At 43.7% G+C, this 17077-nt stretch carries 11 protein-coding genes; 6 read left to right on the forward strand and 5 right to left on the reverse strand.

Annotated features, from left to right (window positions below; genetic code table 11):
- Window positions 1-144: 144 nt before the first annotated feature.
- A complete protein-coding gene (gene putA, locus RJ01_RS05795; RefSeq protein ID WP_034170335.1) occupies window positions 145-3900 on the reverse strand; it encodes a trifunctional transcriptional regulator/proline dehydrogenase/L-glutamate gamma-semialdehyde dehydrogenase in 3756 nt (1251 codons plus the stop codon).
- A 118-nt stretch (window positions 3901-4018) separates the two neighbouring features.
- Between putA and RJ01_RS05800 the strand changes: the two genes are divergently transcribed.
- Complete coding sequence (locus RJ01_RS05800; protein WP_004786082.1) at window positions 4019-4516, forward strand: Lrp/AsnC ligand binding domain-containing protein; 498 nt, start codon at window positions 4019-4021, stop codon at window positions 4514-4516.
- A gap of 54 nt (window positions 4517-4570) precedes the next feature.
- Here RJ01_RS05800 and putP read toward each other — a convergent pair whose 3' ends face one another.
- A complete protein-coding gene (gene putP, locus RJ01_RS05805) occupies window positions 4571-6085 on the reverse strand; it encodes a sodium/proline symporter PutP (RefSeq protein WP_034170336.1) in 1515 nt (504 codons plus the stop codon).
- A 414-nt stretch (window positions 6086-6499) separates the two neighbouring features.
- Here putP and aspA point away from each other — a divergent pair, with 414 nt between their 5' ends.
- The 5 genes from aspA (at window position 6500) to RJ01_RS05830 (ending at window position 14227) form a co-directional block, all read left to right on the forward strand.
- Complete coding sequence (gene aspA / locus RJ01_RS05810; protein ID WP_034170337.1) at window positions 6500-7948, forward strand: aspartate ammonia-lyase; 1449 nt, start codon at window positions 6500-6502, stop codon at window positions 7946-7948.
- Window positions 7949-8072: 124 nt separating this feature from the next.
- Entirely contained in the window at window positions 8073-8432 is a 360-nt protein-coding gene (locus RJ01_RS05815; protein WP_034170338.1) for a hypothetical protein, read from the forward strand.
- A gap of 124 nt (window positions 8433-8556) precedes the next feature.
- Window positions 8557-12018: a transcription-repair coupling factor gene (gene mfd / locus RJ01_RS05820; protein WP_034170339.1), complete on the forward strand. Its 3462-nt coding sequence runs from the start codon at window positions 8557-8559 to the stop codon at window positions 12016-12018.
- A gap of 226 nt (window positions 12019-12244) precedes the next feature.
- A complete protein-coding gene (locus RJ01_RS05825) occupies window positions 12245-12679 on the forward strand; it encodes an HIT domain-containing protein (protein WP_004786072.1) in 435 nt (144 codons plus the stop codon).
- A gap of 57 nt (window positions 12680-12736) precedes the next feature.
- Window positions 12737-14227, forward strand: a complete 1491-nt coding sequence (locus tag RJ01_RS05830) for an adenylate/guanylate cyclase domain-containing protein (protein ID WP_034170340.1) — start codon at window positions 12737-12739, stop codon at window positions 14225-14227.
- A gap of 71 nt (window positions 14228-14298) precedes the next feature.
- Here RJ01_RS05830 and fdx read toward each other — a convergent pair whose 3' ends face one another.
- Genes fdx through hscB form a run of 3 tightly spaced genes read right to left on the reverse strand, consistent with a single transcriptional unit; the run spans window position 14299 to window position 17067 of the window.
- Window positions 14299-14637 carry an ISC system 2Fe-2S type ferredoxin gene (fdx, locus tag RJ01_RS05835; RefSeq protein WP_004786069.1) on the reverse strand — a complete coding sequence of 113 codons (339 nt, stop codon included), beginning with the start codon at window positions 14635-14637 and terminating at the stop codon, window positions 14299-14301.
- A gap of 15 nt (window positions 14638-14652) precedes the next feature.
- Window positions 14653-16512 carry a Fe-S protein assembly chaperone HscA gene (gene hscA / locus RJ01_RS05840; RefSeq protein ID WP_034170341.1) on the reverse strand — a complete coding sequence of 620 codons (1860 nt, stop codon included), beginning with the start codon at window positions 16510-16512 and terminating at the stop codon, window positions 14653-14655.
- A gap of 39 nt (window positions 16513-16551) precedes the next feature.
- Complete coding sequence (gene hscB, locus RJ01_RS05845; protein WP_004786065.1) at window positions 16552-17067, reverse strand: Fe-S protein assembly co-chaperone HscB; 516 nt, start codon at window positions 17065-17067, stop codon at window positions 16552-16554.
- Window positions 17068-17077: the final 10 nt, after the last annotated feature.

A 17077-nucleotide genomic window follows, 5' to 3' on the forward strand; every position in this document is an offset into this window, starting at 1 on the left:
GATGGTAGCAAAAATTTGCTGTTCTGCCTAAGACTATTCAGGGAAACAGGCTGGAAAAGCAGTTAAAAAAAGGCCAAATCTTCAAAGGGGAGAGATTTGGCCATAAGAGGAAAGGGATTAAAATAATCTCAGTACTAAAGCTTTTTACAGACCTGACATGGTCATGAGACTGGCATTACCACCTGCAGCTGCGGTATTGATACTGATTGCACGTTCAATCACGAAACGCTCCACTGGAATCTCATAATTTCCTGAGCTTAAATGCGTGATACCTACAATAGCTCCTTGTCGTCTTGCAATACGTTGCTGCAAATCCATCAATGCAGAGGTCTTGCCATGATGCAGTACAGCTTCAAAATCACCTGATTCAATATCCTTGATAACTTTAATGGCCTTCACCACACTCGCGGGCATACTTTGCAGATACTTGAGTATAAAAGTATTGTCTGCCAGTACAGCCGGACGGCTACCGACCGATAAAATTGACAAGATTTGCTGAATCTGATCCATATCATTTTCTGCTAGTGATAACACACTCTCACGCGGCAAGATCAAGTACTGGTTTTCTTCACCCGTTGGACCTTGTAGGCTAAAGCTATGTACCGTTGTAATCTGAGCAGGAGCTTGCAAAGAAACTCTTGGGAAAGTCTTGTTTACCCAGGCCTTAAAGTCCTCTAACACCGGATTTCCAAAGGAAGCTTGGGCAGGCTGCATGGCATAAGGCTGAGCCAGTTTCTTCTCAGACACCTGATGCATTAAACGGTAGATATAAAGTGGACCGCCAGCTTTAGGACCAGTCCCAGACAGACCTTCACCACCGAAGGGTTGTACACCCACCACAGCACCGACAATATTGCGGTTGATATACAAGTTCCCGACATGCGCTTTTGAAATCACGGTTTGCATGGTTTCATCAATCCGGGTATGTAGGCCCATGGTTAGGCCATAACCTTTACTATTGATCTGATCTAGAAGTTGTGGCAGCTCACCGGCTTTACAGCTAATCAGATGCAGCACTGGACCAAAGACTTCACGTTCAAGATCATTCAAATTCGGCAGTTCAATCAAAGTTGGTGGGATGAAGGTACCTTGAGCTAGATCAAAAGCATCCTGATTAAACATGAGTTGATGAACTTTATGACCTTTACTGCGCATCTGCTCAATATGTTCCTGGATGTTTTGCTGTGCTTCGGCATCAATCACAGGACCGATATCCATTTTGAGTAGAACCGGATTACCGACTCGCAATTGCTGCATTGCACCTTTTAGCATCTTACGTACGGTATCTAGATTATCTTCCTGTACGCAGAGCACACGCAGGGCAGAACAGCGCTGACCAGCACTGTCAAAGGCTGAGTTAACTACATCCAGCACAACCTGTTCGGTGAGCGCAGACGAATCTACGATCATGGCATTCTGACCACCAGTTTCGGCAATTAAAGTGACGCTTTCGCCAAACTGATTCAGGCGTGCTGCGACAGTTTTTTGCAGAATCTTCGCTACTTCGGTTGAACCGGTAAACATGATGCCCTGGATGCGTGAATCTTGGCTGAGTTGAGCACCAATGGTTTCACCACGACCCGGTAATAATTGCAGTACATCTTGTGGAATACCCGCTTCCCAGAGAATCTGCACAGCTTGAGCGGCAATCAACGGAGTCTGTTCAGCAGGTTTTGCGATGACTGTATTGCCAGCAACCAATGCCGCCGAAATCTGTCCGGTAAAGATCGCTAACGGGAAGTTCCAAGGACTAATGCAGAGTACAGTTCCTAAAGGCTGAATATGTACATCATTAGACAGGTCCAGCATCTGGCCAGCATAGTAGCGTAGGAAGTCAATCGCTTCACGAACTTCGGCAATCGCATTGGCATAGGTTTTACCGGCTTCACGAGACAGTAGAACCATCAGTGGCAGTAAACGTTGTTGCATCAGGTCGGCGGCTTTGTTTAGGCAAGCAGCACGTTCATTCTTTGGCAGATTACTCCAAAAACTTTGTGCATTCACTGCCTGAGTCAGGGCAATTTCTGCCTGTTCAGTGGTGGCTTCATAGACAGTACCAACAACGTCCTGATGCTGTGCTGGATTGATAATCTGTACTGGATGACTACTATCGATTTCTGAGAAAGCAGTACCCATTGCAGCAGCCTGGAATTGACTATTCGCTAAGTCTGTTGCAACTTCATTTAAGGCTTGCAGGTTTGCATCATTGGCCAGGTCCAATCCGGACGAATTTGATCGCAGAGCACCGTATAAATCTTTTGGATAAGGGATTTTCGGATGTTTAGCACCTAAGGCATTTTCCTGTTGGGCTGCTTTTAAAATGGTTTGACGTGGATTCTCAATCAGGTCTTCGACTTTTAAATTTTTGTCGGCAATGCGATTCACGAATGAAGTATTGGCGCCATTTTCTAACAGACGACGCACCAGATAAGCCAGTAGAGTTTCATGGTTCCCGACAGGTGCATAGATCCGGCATGGAACACCGAGTTTTCCAGCAGCTTTGTCACCTACCACATTTTCGTATAGTGGTTCACCCATGCCATGCAGACACTGGAATTCGTATTGACCGGTATAATAACGTTCTGGATTGGCTAGTTGGTAAATAGTGGCAACAGTCTGCGCATTATGCGTCGCAAATTGCGGGTAGATATAGTCCGGTTCTGCTAATAGTTTTCGTGCACAGGCAATATAGGATAGGTCAGTATGCACTTTACGGGTAAATACCGGATAATCTGACATGCCTTCAATTTGAGCTTTCTTGATTTCGCTATCCCAGTAAGCGCCTTTCACCAGACGAATCATCAGGCGTTTCTGGCTGCGTTTAGCCAGATCAATGATGTAATCCACGACATAGAAGCAGCGTTTCTGGTAAGCCTGAATCACGAAACCAATGCCTTTCCAGTTATTGAGTTCAGGTTCAAAACACAGGCGTTCTAAAAGCTCTAAGGAAATTTCCAGACGCTCGGTTTCTTCCGCATCGATATTCAGACCGATATTGTACTTTTTCGCCAGAACCGCCAGATTCAGTACTTTGCTATACAGTTCATCATTCACACGATCCATCTGTGAGCGTTGATAACGTGGATGCAGCGCAGACAGTTTAATGGAAATACCCGGGCCATTATAAACATCTTTATCTGTTGATGCCTGACCGATGGCATGAATTGCATTTTGATAATCCTGATAATAACGTTCTGCATCCGGATCGGTTAGTGCTGCTTCACCCAGCATGTCATAAGAATATTGGAAACCTTTTTCTTCCAGACGTTCGGCATTTTTCAGTGCTTCATCAATGGTTTCGCCAGTCACAAACTGTTCACCCATCATACGCATCGCCACATCGACCGCCTTGCGGATAATGCCACGGCCACTGCGTGCCAAAAGGCCAGTTAACAGACTTGACAGGCTTTTCTGTTGTGGGGTTTCCATCAGCTTTCCGGTCAGCATCAGTCCCCAGGCCGCAGCATTGACAAACATCAGCTGGCTTTGCCCGAGATGTTCTTTCCAGTTGCCCTGATTGATCTTGTCACGAATCAGCAGGTCGCGGGTCGCCGTATCCGGAATACGCAGCAAAGCTTCTGCCAGACACATCAATGCGATACCTTCCTGAGAAGACAGCGAAAATTCCTGTAATAGCCCTTGTACAATGCCGGCCTTGCCACCTGAACCTTTACGTTCACGCAAGGAATGCGCCAGATCAAAAGCCAGGTTTTGGATTTTGTCCGTCAGTTCAGAGGAAATTTCACTATGTTCCAGCAGGGTTTCCACGCACTCGGATTCTGCACGTCGCCATGCAGAATTAATGCGCTGTTCATATTCATTTTTATCCTTAAATTCAGCAATATAATTCGACTGCTGCATGGCATTCGAGTGCGAATTTGGGCGTAGGGTGGTGGACATAGTGACTTCCTGTACTGCGTCAAACGGTTCTTTGAGTTGAATGAGTTTTAATCTATAATCCCAAAATAATTGACGAATATCTCACTATAGTTTGTATCATTTTTAGAGAATAATTCTAATGAATAGCCCTTATTTAAGCCTTGACCGAATAGATATTCGCATCCTTGATTTGCTGCAGTCTGAATCGAAAATTTCCAATATTAAACTGGCAGAAATGGTGAATCTATCACCAACTGCGGTACTGGCGCGTGTACAAAAACTAACCAAGGAGGGATTTATTCTCGGTTATGAAGCGCGGCTTAATCCGATCATGCTGAATAACGGTTTTGTGGTCTTTGTTGAAATCCTGCTGGATAAAACCACACCGAATGTGCTGGAAGAATTTTCCGAGGCAGTGCAGCATATTCCGGATATTGTGGAATGTCATATGATTAGCGGCGGCTTTGATTTCGTAGTGAAAATTCGCTGTGCCAATATGGATGAATTCCGAAAAATCTCCGGTGATATTTTGTGGCAATTACCGGGGGTAAAAGAAACCCGTAGTTATCCGGTCATGGAAGTGATCAAGGAAACCCAGCAGATCAAGTTGAAAATGCCGGCTAAAGCTAAGGTATAAATTCAGACAAAACAAAAGGGACATAAAGTCCCTTTTTAATTTGAAATAGAAAGATTATTTATTCATTTCAGCCATTTCTTTTTGATATTCAGCTTTCGCCAGTTCAAAACGATTAACGACATCGTGACTTGGCGCTTTATCCAATAGGCTCACAATCACAATACTTAACGCTGCCAGAATAAAGCCCGGGATGATCTCGTACAGACCGGTATCACCCATATAATTTTTCCAGACAATTACGGTTACAGCACCAACTACCATTCCGATAATCGCGCCATTGAGGGTCATGCGTTTCCAGAACAATGAGAAAATGATCAGTGGACCAAAGGCAGCACCAAAGCCAGCCCACGCATAAGCTACCAGACCCAGAACTTTACTATTCGGATTAATGGCCAAGGAAATTGCAATCAAGGCAATCACAATCACCATGCCACGACCCACCCAGATCAGTTCTTTTTGCGACGCATTTTTACGCAGAAAGCCTTTGTATAAATCTTCAGTCAGGGTGGTCGAACAAACCAGCAACTGACAGCTTAACGTACTCATAATCGCAGCCAGAATTGCCGCCAATATAATGCCTGCAATCCAGGGATTAAACAGAATTTTAGTCAGTTCCATAAACACGGTTTCAGGATTCTGGTTCACGATTGCAGCAGCAGGAAGGTCAGGATTTGCCGCAAAATAAGCAATTCCGATATAGCCCGCAGACATCGCACCCACCAGACACAGAATCATCCAGGCCATCCCGATCCGGCGTGCAGCAGGAATGGTTTTAACCGAATCTGCCGCCATAAAGCGCACCAGAATATGTGGCTGACCAAAATAGCCTAAGCCCCAAGCTAGGCTGGAAATAATTGCCACAAAACTCAGACCTTCCAGCATATTGGATGCATGTGGACGGGCGGTTTCTAATAGAGCACCTACTTGTTGAGCATTATCACCCAATGCCAAATAGGTAATGATCGGTGTAATGAGCAGGGCAAAGATCATCAATCCTGCCTGGAAAGTATCGGTCCAACTGATTGCCAGGAAGCCGCCAATACACACATATAGAATCGTAGCCACTGCACCAAGCCAGAGCGCCGTGGTGTAATCCCAGCCAAACAGGCTTTCGAACAGACGTGCACCTGCGACCATGCCGGAAGCACAGTAAATTGCAAAGAACACCAAAATCACAATGGCTGATAGTAAGCGTAAAATTCGTTTCTTATCCGCAAAACGGCTGGTGAAATAATCCGGCAGGGTCAGGGCATTGTTCTGGTACTCGGTATGCGCCCGTAGACGGCCAGCAACCAGTAACCAGTTCAGCCAGGCGCCAATAATCAGGCCAATCGCAATCCAGACTTCAGACAGGCCAGACAGATAAATGGCTCCGGGTAAACCCATCAGCAACCAGCCGCTCATATCGGAAGCACCTGCGGATAGTGCAGTCACTACACTGCCCAGACTTCGCCCACCCAGAATATATTCATCAAAATTGGACGTCGCACGATAGGCGTATAAACCGATCCCAATCATGGCGACGATATAAAACATAAAAGTAATCAGTGTCGGGTTTAGCGAGCTCATAGGCAGAGTATCCTTAAATTTTGAACATCATCATCCGGGATGATTTTTTGAACTGCGTTTACAGGGCAGTGATTCAAACACGGTTTAAAAATTACACTCTGTAACAGTTGATCAGCTTTTATGTATATTTTGTGTAAATTAAGGGTTTTCTCATAAAAATGCAGAATTAGTAGAGGGTCGTAAAATGCAAAGTTACACATGGTTTTGAAGAAAAATAGGTAATTTTAATAAACGGTTAAATTCATTGAAATTTTGTATTTTAATTACACAAATTTACAAAACTAACAACAAGCTCGAATTAGTCATATTTTGTTTCAAATCCTGCTTAAATCCCTTCTATTTGTTTTTAGAGCCTCTCTTCATAGTACAGTAATGCCATTCTGAATGGCGCATCATCGCTAAGAGTAATATGACATGGACAATATGTTGCAAATAGAATCAAGCCGAATTGAACAGGATTTATTGGGTAAGAAGCAGATTCCCCAGCACAGCTATTATGGTATTCATACTTTGCGTGCGATTGAGAATTTTCAGATTTCAGGTCTGGCAGTAGGCCAGCAAGCACACTTTATTCGCGCACTGGCGCAAGTTAAAAAAGCAGCAGCACAAACGAATTTACATTTTCAGAAAATATCAGAACAACAAAGTACTGCTATTCAACAAGCCTGTGATGAGTTGATTCATCAACCTGAGGATTGGCAGGAAGCATTTCCGCTTGATCCTTATCAGGGTGGAGCCGGTACTTCTATCAATATGAATGCAAACGAGGTCATTGCAAATCGGGCGCTAGAATTGCTCGGGCATCGTAAAGGCGATTACCATATCTTGCATCCGAATGATCATGTGAATACTTCGCAATCGACCAATGATGTCTATCCCACGGCACTACGTCTAGCGACATATACACGTCTGGATGAACTGCTTCATGTGCAAAAATCGTTGATTGATACTTTATATAGCAAGGCATCAGAGTTTCAGTATGTGATCAAGATGGGGCGTACCCAGTTACAGGATGCGGTTCCAATGACCCTGGAACAGGAATTCCGTGCTTTCGCGACTCTATTAAAGGAAGACCTGAAGCTGATTGAGCAAATGCGTCAGTTGTTGCTGGAAGTGAATCTGGGTGCGACAGCCATTGGAACCGGCGTGAATACTCCAGATGGTTATGCCAAACATGCAGTACACACTTTAGCGAAAATTACTGGCCTACCTTTAAAAGGCGCGGAAGATTATGTCGAAGCGACCAGCGATTGTGGTGTGTTTATTATTCTATCGAGCAGTCTGAAACGTCTGGCTGTTAAATTATCCAAGATCTGTAATGACTTGCGTCTTTTGAGTTCTGGCCCACGTACCGGTCTGGCGGAAATCCGTTTGCCAGAATTGCAGGCAGGTTCTTCTATCATGCCAGCCAAGGTCAATCCGGTTATTCCGGAAGTAGTCAATCAGATTGCGTTTCGCGTGATTGGCAATGACTTGACTATAACGATGGCAGCAGAAGCAGGGCAATTACAGCTCAATGTCATGGAACCTGTCATTGCAGTATCCTTAAATGAATCCATCCAATTATTAACTCAAGGTATGCAGACCCTACAACAAAAATGTATTGCCGGGATTCAGGCCAACGAACAGAACTGTTTAAATGCAGTGATGCGTAGTATCGGGATTATCACCTTACTGGAGCCACTTTTAGGTCATGCCACTTGCGACGAAATTGGCAAGCAATGTATTCGTGAAAATAAAACTGTACCCGAAGTGGTGCTGGAGCTGGGTTTGTTGAGTGAAATTCAGCTGGATGAAATCTTTGCCTTTGAAAATTTGGTTTCAGAAGTCCCAATGATGAATCAATGGGAACAGGTATCCTGAAAGCTTAAAGATGAGCCGAATATAGATTCGTGCTGATTTTAACCATTTGCCTCAAATCCCGTCTGTGGGTTTGGGGCATTTTCATCTAGACTATATCGATCATACGATGAATTGAGTGTATAGCATGTTTGATAAAATCAGTAACTTATTTAAATCAAACAAACCTGATCCGGCTCAGGCTTTTTTGGAAGAGAATCATATCCAATATATAGAAGGGACTGGTTATATTGTGGAGGGAATTAATTTAAATCAGGAGCTGGGTGAGCGGCTGGAATACTTGTCTAACCGACGTATGAAAACATTTGATGATTTAAAATCGCTATATTCAACTGCAATGATCATTAATGAAAAAATTGATCTGGAAATTGCCAATCAACGTTTTAATGCAAGATTAGGAAATACTGAAGAAAACTTGCTGCAATTTAAAATGATTGTGAAAAAGTTAAATGACTATTATCGTAACTTTTTACGCGACAAAAAATAGATGAATCATAGGCTGATTTTATCCTGTGCAGTCAATCTGTAACGACTGCATAAAAATAACGAAATAGCACCAGATCATCGTGATAGTATAAGCTTCATGTTGTTTAGACTTTAAAGCTATATACATGTTCCAACAAGAAATTTCCCAACTTAATTTACCCAAGCTCAAGGCAGGCGAGAAACGCTGGCTAGGCAATCTGCAAGGCTCGTCTACTGCATTATTGCTGAAAGAAATTATCAAGCAGCAGCAATCGCGCCTATTTGTTATTGTTGCACGTAATAACCAGCATTTGGGTCAACTGGAAAGCGAACTGGAATTTTATGGGATTAAACCAACCATATTTCCAGATTGGGAAATTTTGCCTTATGACCGTCTGTCACCGCATCAGGATATCGTTTCTGAACGTCTGGCAATTTTATCTAATATGCCTCAAAGTGGCGTATTGTTGCTGGCAGCTTCTACATTGGCACAGCGTGTTGCACCTACTTCATGGGTGCTGGGTGAACACTTCGATATTCGAGTTGGACAAAAGCTAGATCTGGAACAGCAAAAGAAAAAACTGATTCAGGCTGGTTATCATCTGGTCGATACCGTTTATGACCATGGTGAATTTGCAGTTCGCGGTAGCATTATCGATATATATGCTTCAGGTCAGGATGCACCGATCCGGATTGACCTGTTCGATGACGAAATTGAGACCCTGAAATTTTTTGATCCGGAAACCCAGCGTACTACGCAAACTCTAGAACAATTTACGGTATTACCCGCACAAGAATTTCCCCTTAAGGAAGGTCGTGCTACTTTCCGTGACCGTTATTCAGAATTTTTCCCGACAGCTAATCCAAAGAAAAATCCAATTTATCAGGATGTGATGGATGGCATTGCTTCACCTGGAATTGAGTTCTACCTGCCTTTATTCTTTAGTCATGAAGCGATGCAAGGGCAAAGTACCTTGATTTCGTATTTACCAAAGAATGGCATTGTCATTACAGATAAGGCATTGGAGCAGAGTTTAGAACAGTTCTGGCAGGACGTAACTCGCCGTTATGAAGATCGCCGCCATAATATTGATCAGCCGATTCTGCCGCCTGAAGCACTGTTCTGTCCGACCAATCAGCTTTTAGAACAGCTAAATCAGTTTAGTCGCATCATTGCGGCACAAGAAGCTTTTGATGAGAAAGCCGGCGTGATTAATCTGGATACCCAGTTACCACCACGCTTGCCTGTTGATCCAAAACGTGAAAAGCCCTTTACCGAAGTCAAAAAATATATCGATGCAGCTAATCATCCTGTTCTACTCGTGGCTGAAAGTGCAGGTCGCCGAGAAACACTAAAAGATGCACTGCGTCCAAGTCTGGGGGATATCCCGACCGTCGAGAATTTTGATGCCTTTGTCGCATCATTACATGCGATTGCCATTACCAGCGCACCTTTAGAGCGTGGTCTGGTCTTGACGGATCGCATCAGTGTGATCTCGGAAAACCAGCTCTATGAACATCGCGTGGTGCAGCGCCGTCGCAAGCGTCAACAGGAAGTCTCCGAAGAATTCCTGATCCGCAGTCTGACTGAGCTGACCATTGGTGCGCCAGTCGTACATATTGATTATGGTGTAGGACGTTATGCCGGCCTGATTACCCTGAGCATTGACGATCAGGATCATGAATTCCTGCAGCTGGATTATGCTGATGATGCCAAGGTTTATGTACCCGTGACCAACCTGCATCTGATCAGCCGTTATAGTGGTGGTGATCCTGATCTGGCACCACTACATAAGCTCGGAACAGATGCCTGGAGCAAAGCAAAACGTAAGGCACTGGAACAGATTCACGATGTCGCAGCCGAATTACTAGATATACAGGCACGACGTTCATCCAAGCCCGGAATCAGTTTTGAGCTGGATCAAAGCCTGTATATGCAGTTTGCCAGCGGTTTTGCCTATGAAGAAACGTTAGATCAAGCCAATGCCATTGAAGCAACTTTATATGACATGCAGCAGGCCAAACCAATGGATCGTCTGGTTTGTGGTGATGTGGGCTTTGGGAAAACTGAGGTCGCAATGCGTGCTGCTTTTGTGGCGGTGCAGAATAACCGTCAAGTCGCAGTTCTGGTCCCAACCACTTTGTTAGCACAACAGCACTATGAATCCTTTAAAGACCGCTTTGCGGACTGGCCAGTACGCATTGAAGTGTTGTCACGTTTCGGTTCTTCTAAGGCACATACTAAAACGATTGATGACCTGGCAGAAGGCAAAGTGGATATTGTGATTGGTACGCATAAAATTTTGCAGGAAAATGTCCAATTCAACAATCTTGGCCTGATGATTGTCGATGAAGAACACCGTTTCGGGGTGCGGGACAAAGAACGTATTAAGGCGCTACGTGCTGATGTAGATATGTTGACCCTGACCGCAACACCAATTCCCCGTACCCTAAATATGGCTTTTAGTGGTATGCGTGATCTTTCAATAATCGCGACACCACCAGCACGCCGTCTGGCAGTAAAAACCTTTGTGCAGGAACAGACCAATGACACCATTAAAGAAGCGATTCTGCGTGAATTGCTGCGTGGTGGTCAGGTTTATTTCCTGCATAATGAAGTGGATACCATTGATCGCGCCGCAGAAAATTTGCGTGAATTGGTCCCAGAAGCGCGTGTCATTGTTGCCCATGGGCAAATGCGTGAACGTGAACTGGAGCAGGTCATGCAGCAGTTCTATCACAAGGAATACAATGTTCTGGTGTGCTCGACTATTATTGAAACCGGGATCGATGTGCCGAGTGCCAATACCATCATTATTGAACGTGCGGATAAGCTCGGTCTGGCCCAGTTGCACCAGTTGCGGGGGCGTGTTGGTCGTTCCCATCACCAGGCGTATGCTTATCTCTTGGTTCCATCGATAAAAGGTTTAAAGGGCGATGCTGAAAAACGCCTAGATGCGATTCAACGGGCTTCAAATCTGGGCGCGGGTTTTATGCTGGCAACCGAAGATCTGGAAATCCGGGGTGCAGGTGAACTCTTGGGTGAACAGCAAAGTGGTTCGATGCAGGCGATAGGTTATAGCCTGTATATGGAAATGCTGGAAAAAGCCACCAAAGCCATTCAAAAAGGTAAAACGCCGAATTTTGATACGCCACTGTCTTTAACTGCGGAAATCAACCTGCATATGCCAGCCCTGATTCCAGACGATTATCTGGGTGATGTACATCAGCGCTTGCTGTTCTACAAACGCATCAGTAATACTGATACTCAGGAAAAACTCGATAATATCCGTATGGAACTGATTGACCGTTTTGGCATTCCGCCGCAACCGGTGAAACAATTATTTGCTGTGCATCAGCTACGTCTTAAAGCCGAGCAATTGGGCATCACTAAAATTGACATTGGTGGGCAGGGTGGCCATATCGAGTTTGCGCCAGATACGCCAGTTCAGGCTATGAGTATTATCCAGATGATGCAGAAACATCCGACATATTTCAGGATGGAAGGCGGCCAGCGATTAAAAGTGATGGTGATGCTGGAAGATTATCAAAAACGAATCCAGTTCATCAGCGATTTACTGGATAGCCTATTAAAAGAGCTAAATTAATATTTTTAGATTTCATGGAATATGAATATTCACGCTATATTTCATTTTTATAAATATAGTGTGAATATCAGCTTGTTTTCATATGAAATTATTTAAGCTAATAGTTTGCCGTTTTGTCCTTCACAATTCATACAAAATTGCCCTAAAGCGCCCGCTTACAATACTCAGTCGCAATTGTATATGGTAGTATTAGCCATCATTCTAATTTTGCATCATTTATAAAGATATGTTTAGTTTGCATCCACAACTTGCTCAAGATACGTTTTTTGTAGGCGACTTTCCTTTATCAACATGTCGTTTGATGAATGATATGCAATTTCCATGGTTGATTCTGGTTCCGCGTGTACCAGGCATTACCGAATTATATGAATTGAGCCAAGCTGACCAAGAACAGTTTTTACGTGAATCAAGCTGGTTATCTAGCCAGTTAGCGCGTGTATTCCGTGCCGATAAAATGAATGTCGCAGCTTTGGGCAATATGGTGCCACAACTGCATTTTCATCATGTGGTGCGTTATCAAAATGATGTAGCATGGCCTAAGCCGGTATGGGGTACTCCAGCAGTTCCTTATAGCAGTGAAGTATTGGCACATATGCGTCAAACCTTGATGCTGGCTTTACGCGGTCAAGGGGATATGCCATTTGACTGGCGTATGGACTAAGCGTTGACATACATTTTATGGTCCATTCAGGATTCTGGACTTTAAGAGAGTAATTGAGTGCAATTAGACGACTGGATTCATCAGGAACCGAAACAGTTTGAATATTTCCATCGGATGATGGGATATATCATGCTGTCTCTGGTTCTGATCGTCTATCACTATACGGAGCCGGATACCAATTACCAGATTTTCGTTCCGTTGTTTCTGGCACTGGTCTTGGTGATCACACCGAAATTATCCCGGTGGATGATTTATAAATACGACTATAATTTAAAACGTAATTTCTTCTTTGTTCTAGATGTGATTATCGTATCGGTTGTACTTGCAGCTGTGCATCTGGATCTGGTGTTGTCCCTGCTGGCAGTGGTCACATTGCTGTATACTGCCATTAATAACAAGATTTCATTCATGATGGTGTCACTGGCTGGCCTGATTGGCACGATGATCTTTTATCTGTCTACCATTGGCATTTTTGGATTTACCAGCTATTTCAGTCCAACCAGTACCGAACTCACCGTACTAGGTTTCATCTGTCTGATTACTTATTTTGGTGTTGGAAATTTCTATCAAAGCGGTCGTATGCAATATATGACCCAAAAGAAAAACCATTATTTCGACCAGATGAACCGTTATATGGAATTCGCCAATCAGCTCAGCCGTTATGCGCCAGTACAATTATGGCAATCCATCATGAAAGGCGAATCTGAAGCTAAGATCGAATACAAACGTAAAAAACTCACGATTTTCTTTTCGGATATTCAGGGATTTACAGAGCTTTCTGAAACTCTGATTCCGGATGACTTGGCTTTCCTGCTGAATGACTATTTAAGTCATATGACTGAAATCGCTAAGAAATATGAAGCAACAGTCGATAAGTTTATGGGTGATGCCATCCTGATCTTCTTTGGCGATCCGCATTCAGATGGCGTAGAGCAGGATGCTAAAAACTGTCTGGAAATGGCAATTTCAATGCGTCAGCAAATGAAATTGTTACGCGAACGCTGGATCAGAATGGGTTATCCGCCATTACATATCCGTATGGGGATTTCAACCGGTTATTGCCACGTGGGGAACTATGGCGCCAATCACCGTATGGCCTATACGATTGTTGGTCGTGATGCCAATCTGGCTGCACGCTTACAAAGTGCTGCGGAAGTTGATGAAATCCTGATTTCTGAAGATACCCATAACCTGATCAAAAATGACTATCTATGTGCACCTAAAGAGCCAATTTTCCTAAAAGGGATCAAGGCGCCGGTTCGCACTTGGCAAGTGATGGAAAAATATGCCTTCCAGAAAGTTGAATATCAGCGCTGGTTTGATTATGAATATAAAGGTTTCCATTTACTGTTAAATCTGGATGAAGTGCAAAACTATGATTATCCAGAGTTATTGCATGTACTGGAGAAAATGATTAAACGCATTCAAACCCAGCAGCAACTGACCAACTCTCAAGGAATTGTGAAATTAAAACTTGAAGATGAAGTGATTGAGCCTTTATCTACTGATGAAGCATTTCGAGCAGCTGAACGATCAAAAGTCATCTAATTTTTATGATTTAAATAAATAATAAAGACCATAAAAAACCACGCCTAAGCGTGGTTTTTTGATTTTGAATCTTAATGATTTTCTGAAGCATGGTTGATGGTGTATTTTGGAATTTCAACTTCCAGATCTTCATCTACAATCTTCACTTGGCAAGACAGACGAGAGTCGGGTTCTAAACCCCAAGCACGATCGAGCAAGTCAGCTTCGACATCATTCATGTCTTCAAGGCTGTCGAAACCGCGACGGACAATTACGTGGCAAGTGGTACATGCACATGACATATCACACGCATGTTCAATCTTGATTCCGTTTTTCAGCATGCTTTCACATAGATTGGCATCTTGTTCAACTTCAAACTCAGCGCCTTCAGGGCAAATTTGCGCATGTGGAAGAACTTTAATACGTGGCATAGTCTTTACCTTAAATTAGTTTGAGTTTGACCAATCGTCGAGTTTAGTGCCTTTAAGGGCAGCATCAATATGTTGATTCATGCGCAGAGCAGCAAATGCATCACTATGTATTTTAAGCTGTTCTACTGCAGATTCAATGGCTTTGATATCTGTACCTTGTAGCTCGGACTCAAGTCGTGCTTGCGCAACAGTCAGTTCTGCCAATTGCTGTTCATTCATCAATTGAGCATCTACTTTCAGTGCCTGAACCAGTGCTTCAAGTTCACGTTGTGCTTCCACCTTGGTTTCCTGCAGATGACGAAGATTTTTATCTTCTTCAGCAAACTGATAACCTTCTAACAGCAGACGTTCAGTATCTTCACTCGACAGACCATAAGATGGTTTGATATCGATTTGTGCAGTCACACCTGAAGTCATTTCTTTGGCAGAAACGGTTAACAGGCCATCTGCATCCACTTGGAAAGTCACTTCAATGCGTGCTTGACCTGCAGTCATTGGAGGAATACCATGCAGTACAAAACGGCCTAAGCTACGACAATGTTCTACCAGATCACGTTCACCTTGAACTACATGGATCAACATCGCGGTCTGACCATCTTGATAGGTGGTAAATTCTTGACGGCGTGCCACAGGAATCGCAGTATTACGTGAAATCAGACGTTCTACCAGACCACCCATGGTTTCAAGACCCAGAGACAATGGTGTTACGTCTAATAATAATGAACCGTCGGTTGAATTACCAATCAATTGATTCGCAGTAATCGAGGCACCAATTGCAACTACTTCATCTGGATTGATGGTACATAGAGGTTCTTGGTTGAACACTTCACGCACTGCTTTCTGAACGGCATAGGAGCGGGTAGAACCACCTACCAGAACCACGTTTTGAATATCATCCAGTTCCAGTTTGGCATCACGCATGACACGCTTACATACACTGATGGTTTTATCCAAGGCAACCTTGATGATTTCTTCAAAGGTTGGACGATCTAAAGTCAGGCTTTGGTCAAGCAGCTTTAATTCAACTGAGTCAGCATCAGATAATGCTTCTTTAGCTTTACGCGCAGCAGTAATGAAATGCGCATATTCAGCATCATCTAGGGTTTCGATATTAAGCTGTTTTTTAGCCCATTTTAAAATCAGACGATCCAGGTCATCACCACCCAGGGCAGTATGGCCGCCAGTCGCTAATACTTCGAACACACCTTGAGAGAAACGCAGAATTGAAACGTCAAAGGTACCGCCACCCAGGTCATAAATCACATAGTTGCGATCTGTGCTCAAGTTGGTTTCCTGATCCAATCCATAAGCTACCGCAGCAGCCGTTGGTTCATTCAGTAAACGCAGAACGTTTAAACCAGCCAGTTGCGCAGCATCGCGTGTTGCCTGACGCTGTGCTTCATCGAAATATGCAGGAACCGTAATCACGGTACCATTAATCTCATTTTTTAAGCTGGCTTCAGCACGTTCTTTAAGCTGCTTTAAAATTTCCGCAGAAATCTCAACTGGCGTTTTACGGCCTTGCGCAGTTTCAAATGCCGGCATTTCATTCGCTTCGCCCACCAAGGCATAAGGATGCTGGAATTTAATATCTGCTTGGGAGCGACCCATAAAACGTTTTACGGATACAATCGTATTTTTAGGATCGGTGGTAATAAAAGGTTTGGCATCATCGCCATATTCAGTGCTTTGTGCTGCATAATGAACGATAGAAGGAAGTAACACACGACCTTGTTCATCTTTGAGTACTTTGGCTTGACCTGAAAGAACCGTGGCAACCAAAGAGTGGGTGGTGCCTAAATCGATACCAATCGCAATGCGGTGTTCATGTGGTGCACTTGATTGACCTGGTTCTGCAATCTGCAAGAGAGCCATAGTGTTACATCCTTTGCACGTTAAAATTAAATAGAAAAATTAAAATTCATCATCAAGATCAAAGCTGTCATCATCCAGGAAACGGTCTTCCGCTTTGTCGATGTCCGCCATGACTTTAACAAAGAAACGCAGTTTACGCACGGTATCGCGAGCTTCACCCCAGTCTTCATCTTCATAGTCGATTTTGAACTCACGAACCAGACCATCAATCCATTGCTGAACTTCAACTTTCAGAGAAGAAAGATCTTCAGCAGATGAGGCTTCATCTAATTGCTCGCGAATTTCCAGCGCATCCTGAAGAAATTCAAAATCGCTAATAGACTGATCCAGATGATAGTCCTGTTTTTTTAAAGACAGTAAATAAGCTGCACGGCTATCAACCGCTGACAAAGCCTTGAATGCTTGGTTGATCTCGCTTGATTTAATCAAAGCCTGATCTTTATCTTCAGCTTTATCGGGGTGATATTGTTGCTGCAACTTTAAAAATTCTGCTTTTAAAGTGGCTAAATCAATATCGAGTGCTACAGGAAGATTGAACAACTCAAAATGATTCATGGGAGATAGA

The sequence above is a fragment of the Acinetobacter sp. YZS-X1-1 genome (assembly GCF_000804305.1).
Taxonomy (GTDB): Bacteria; Pseudomonadota; Gammaproteobacteria; order Pseudomonadales; family Moraxellaceae; genus Acinetobacter; species Acinetobacter variabilis.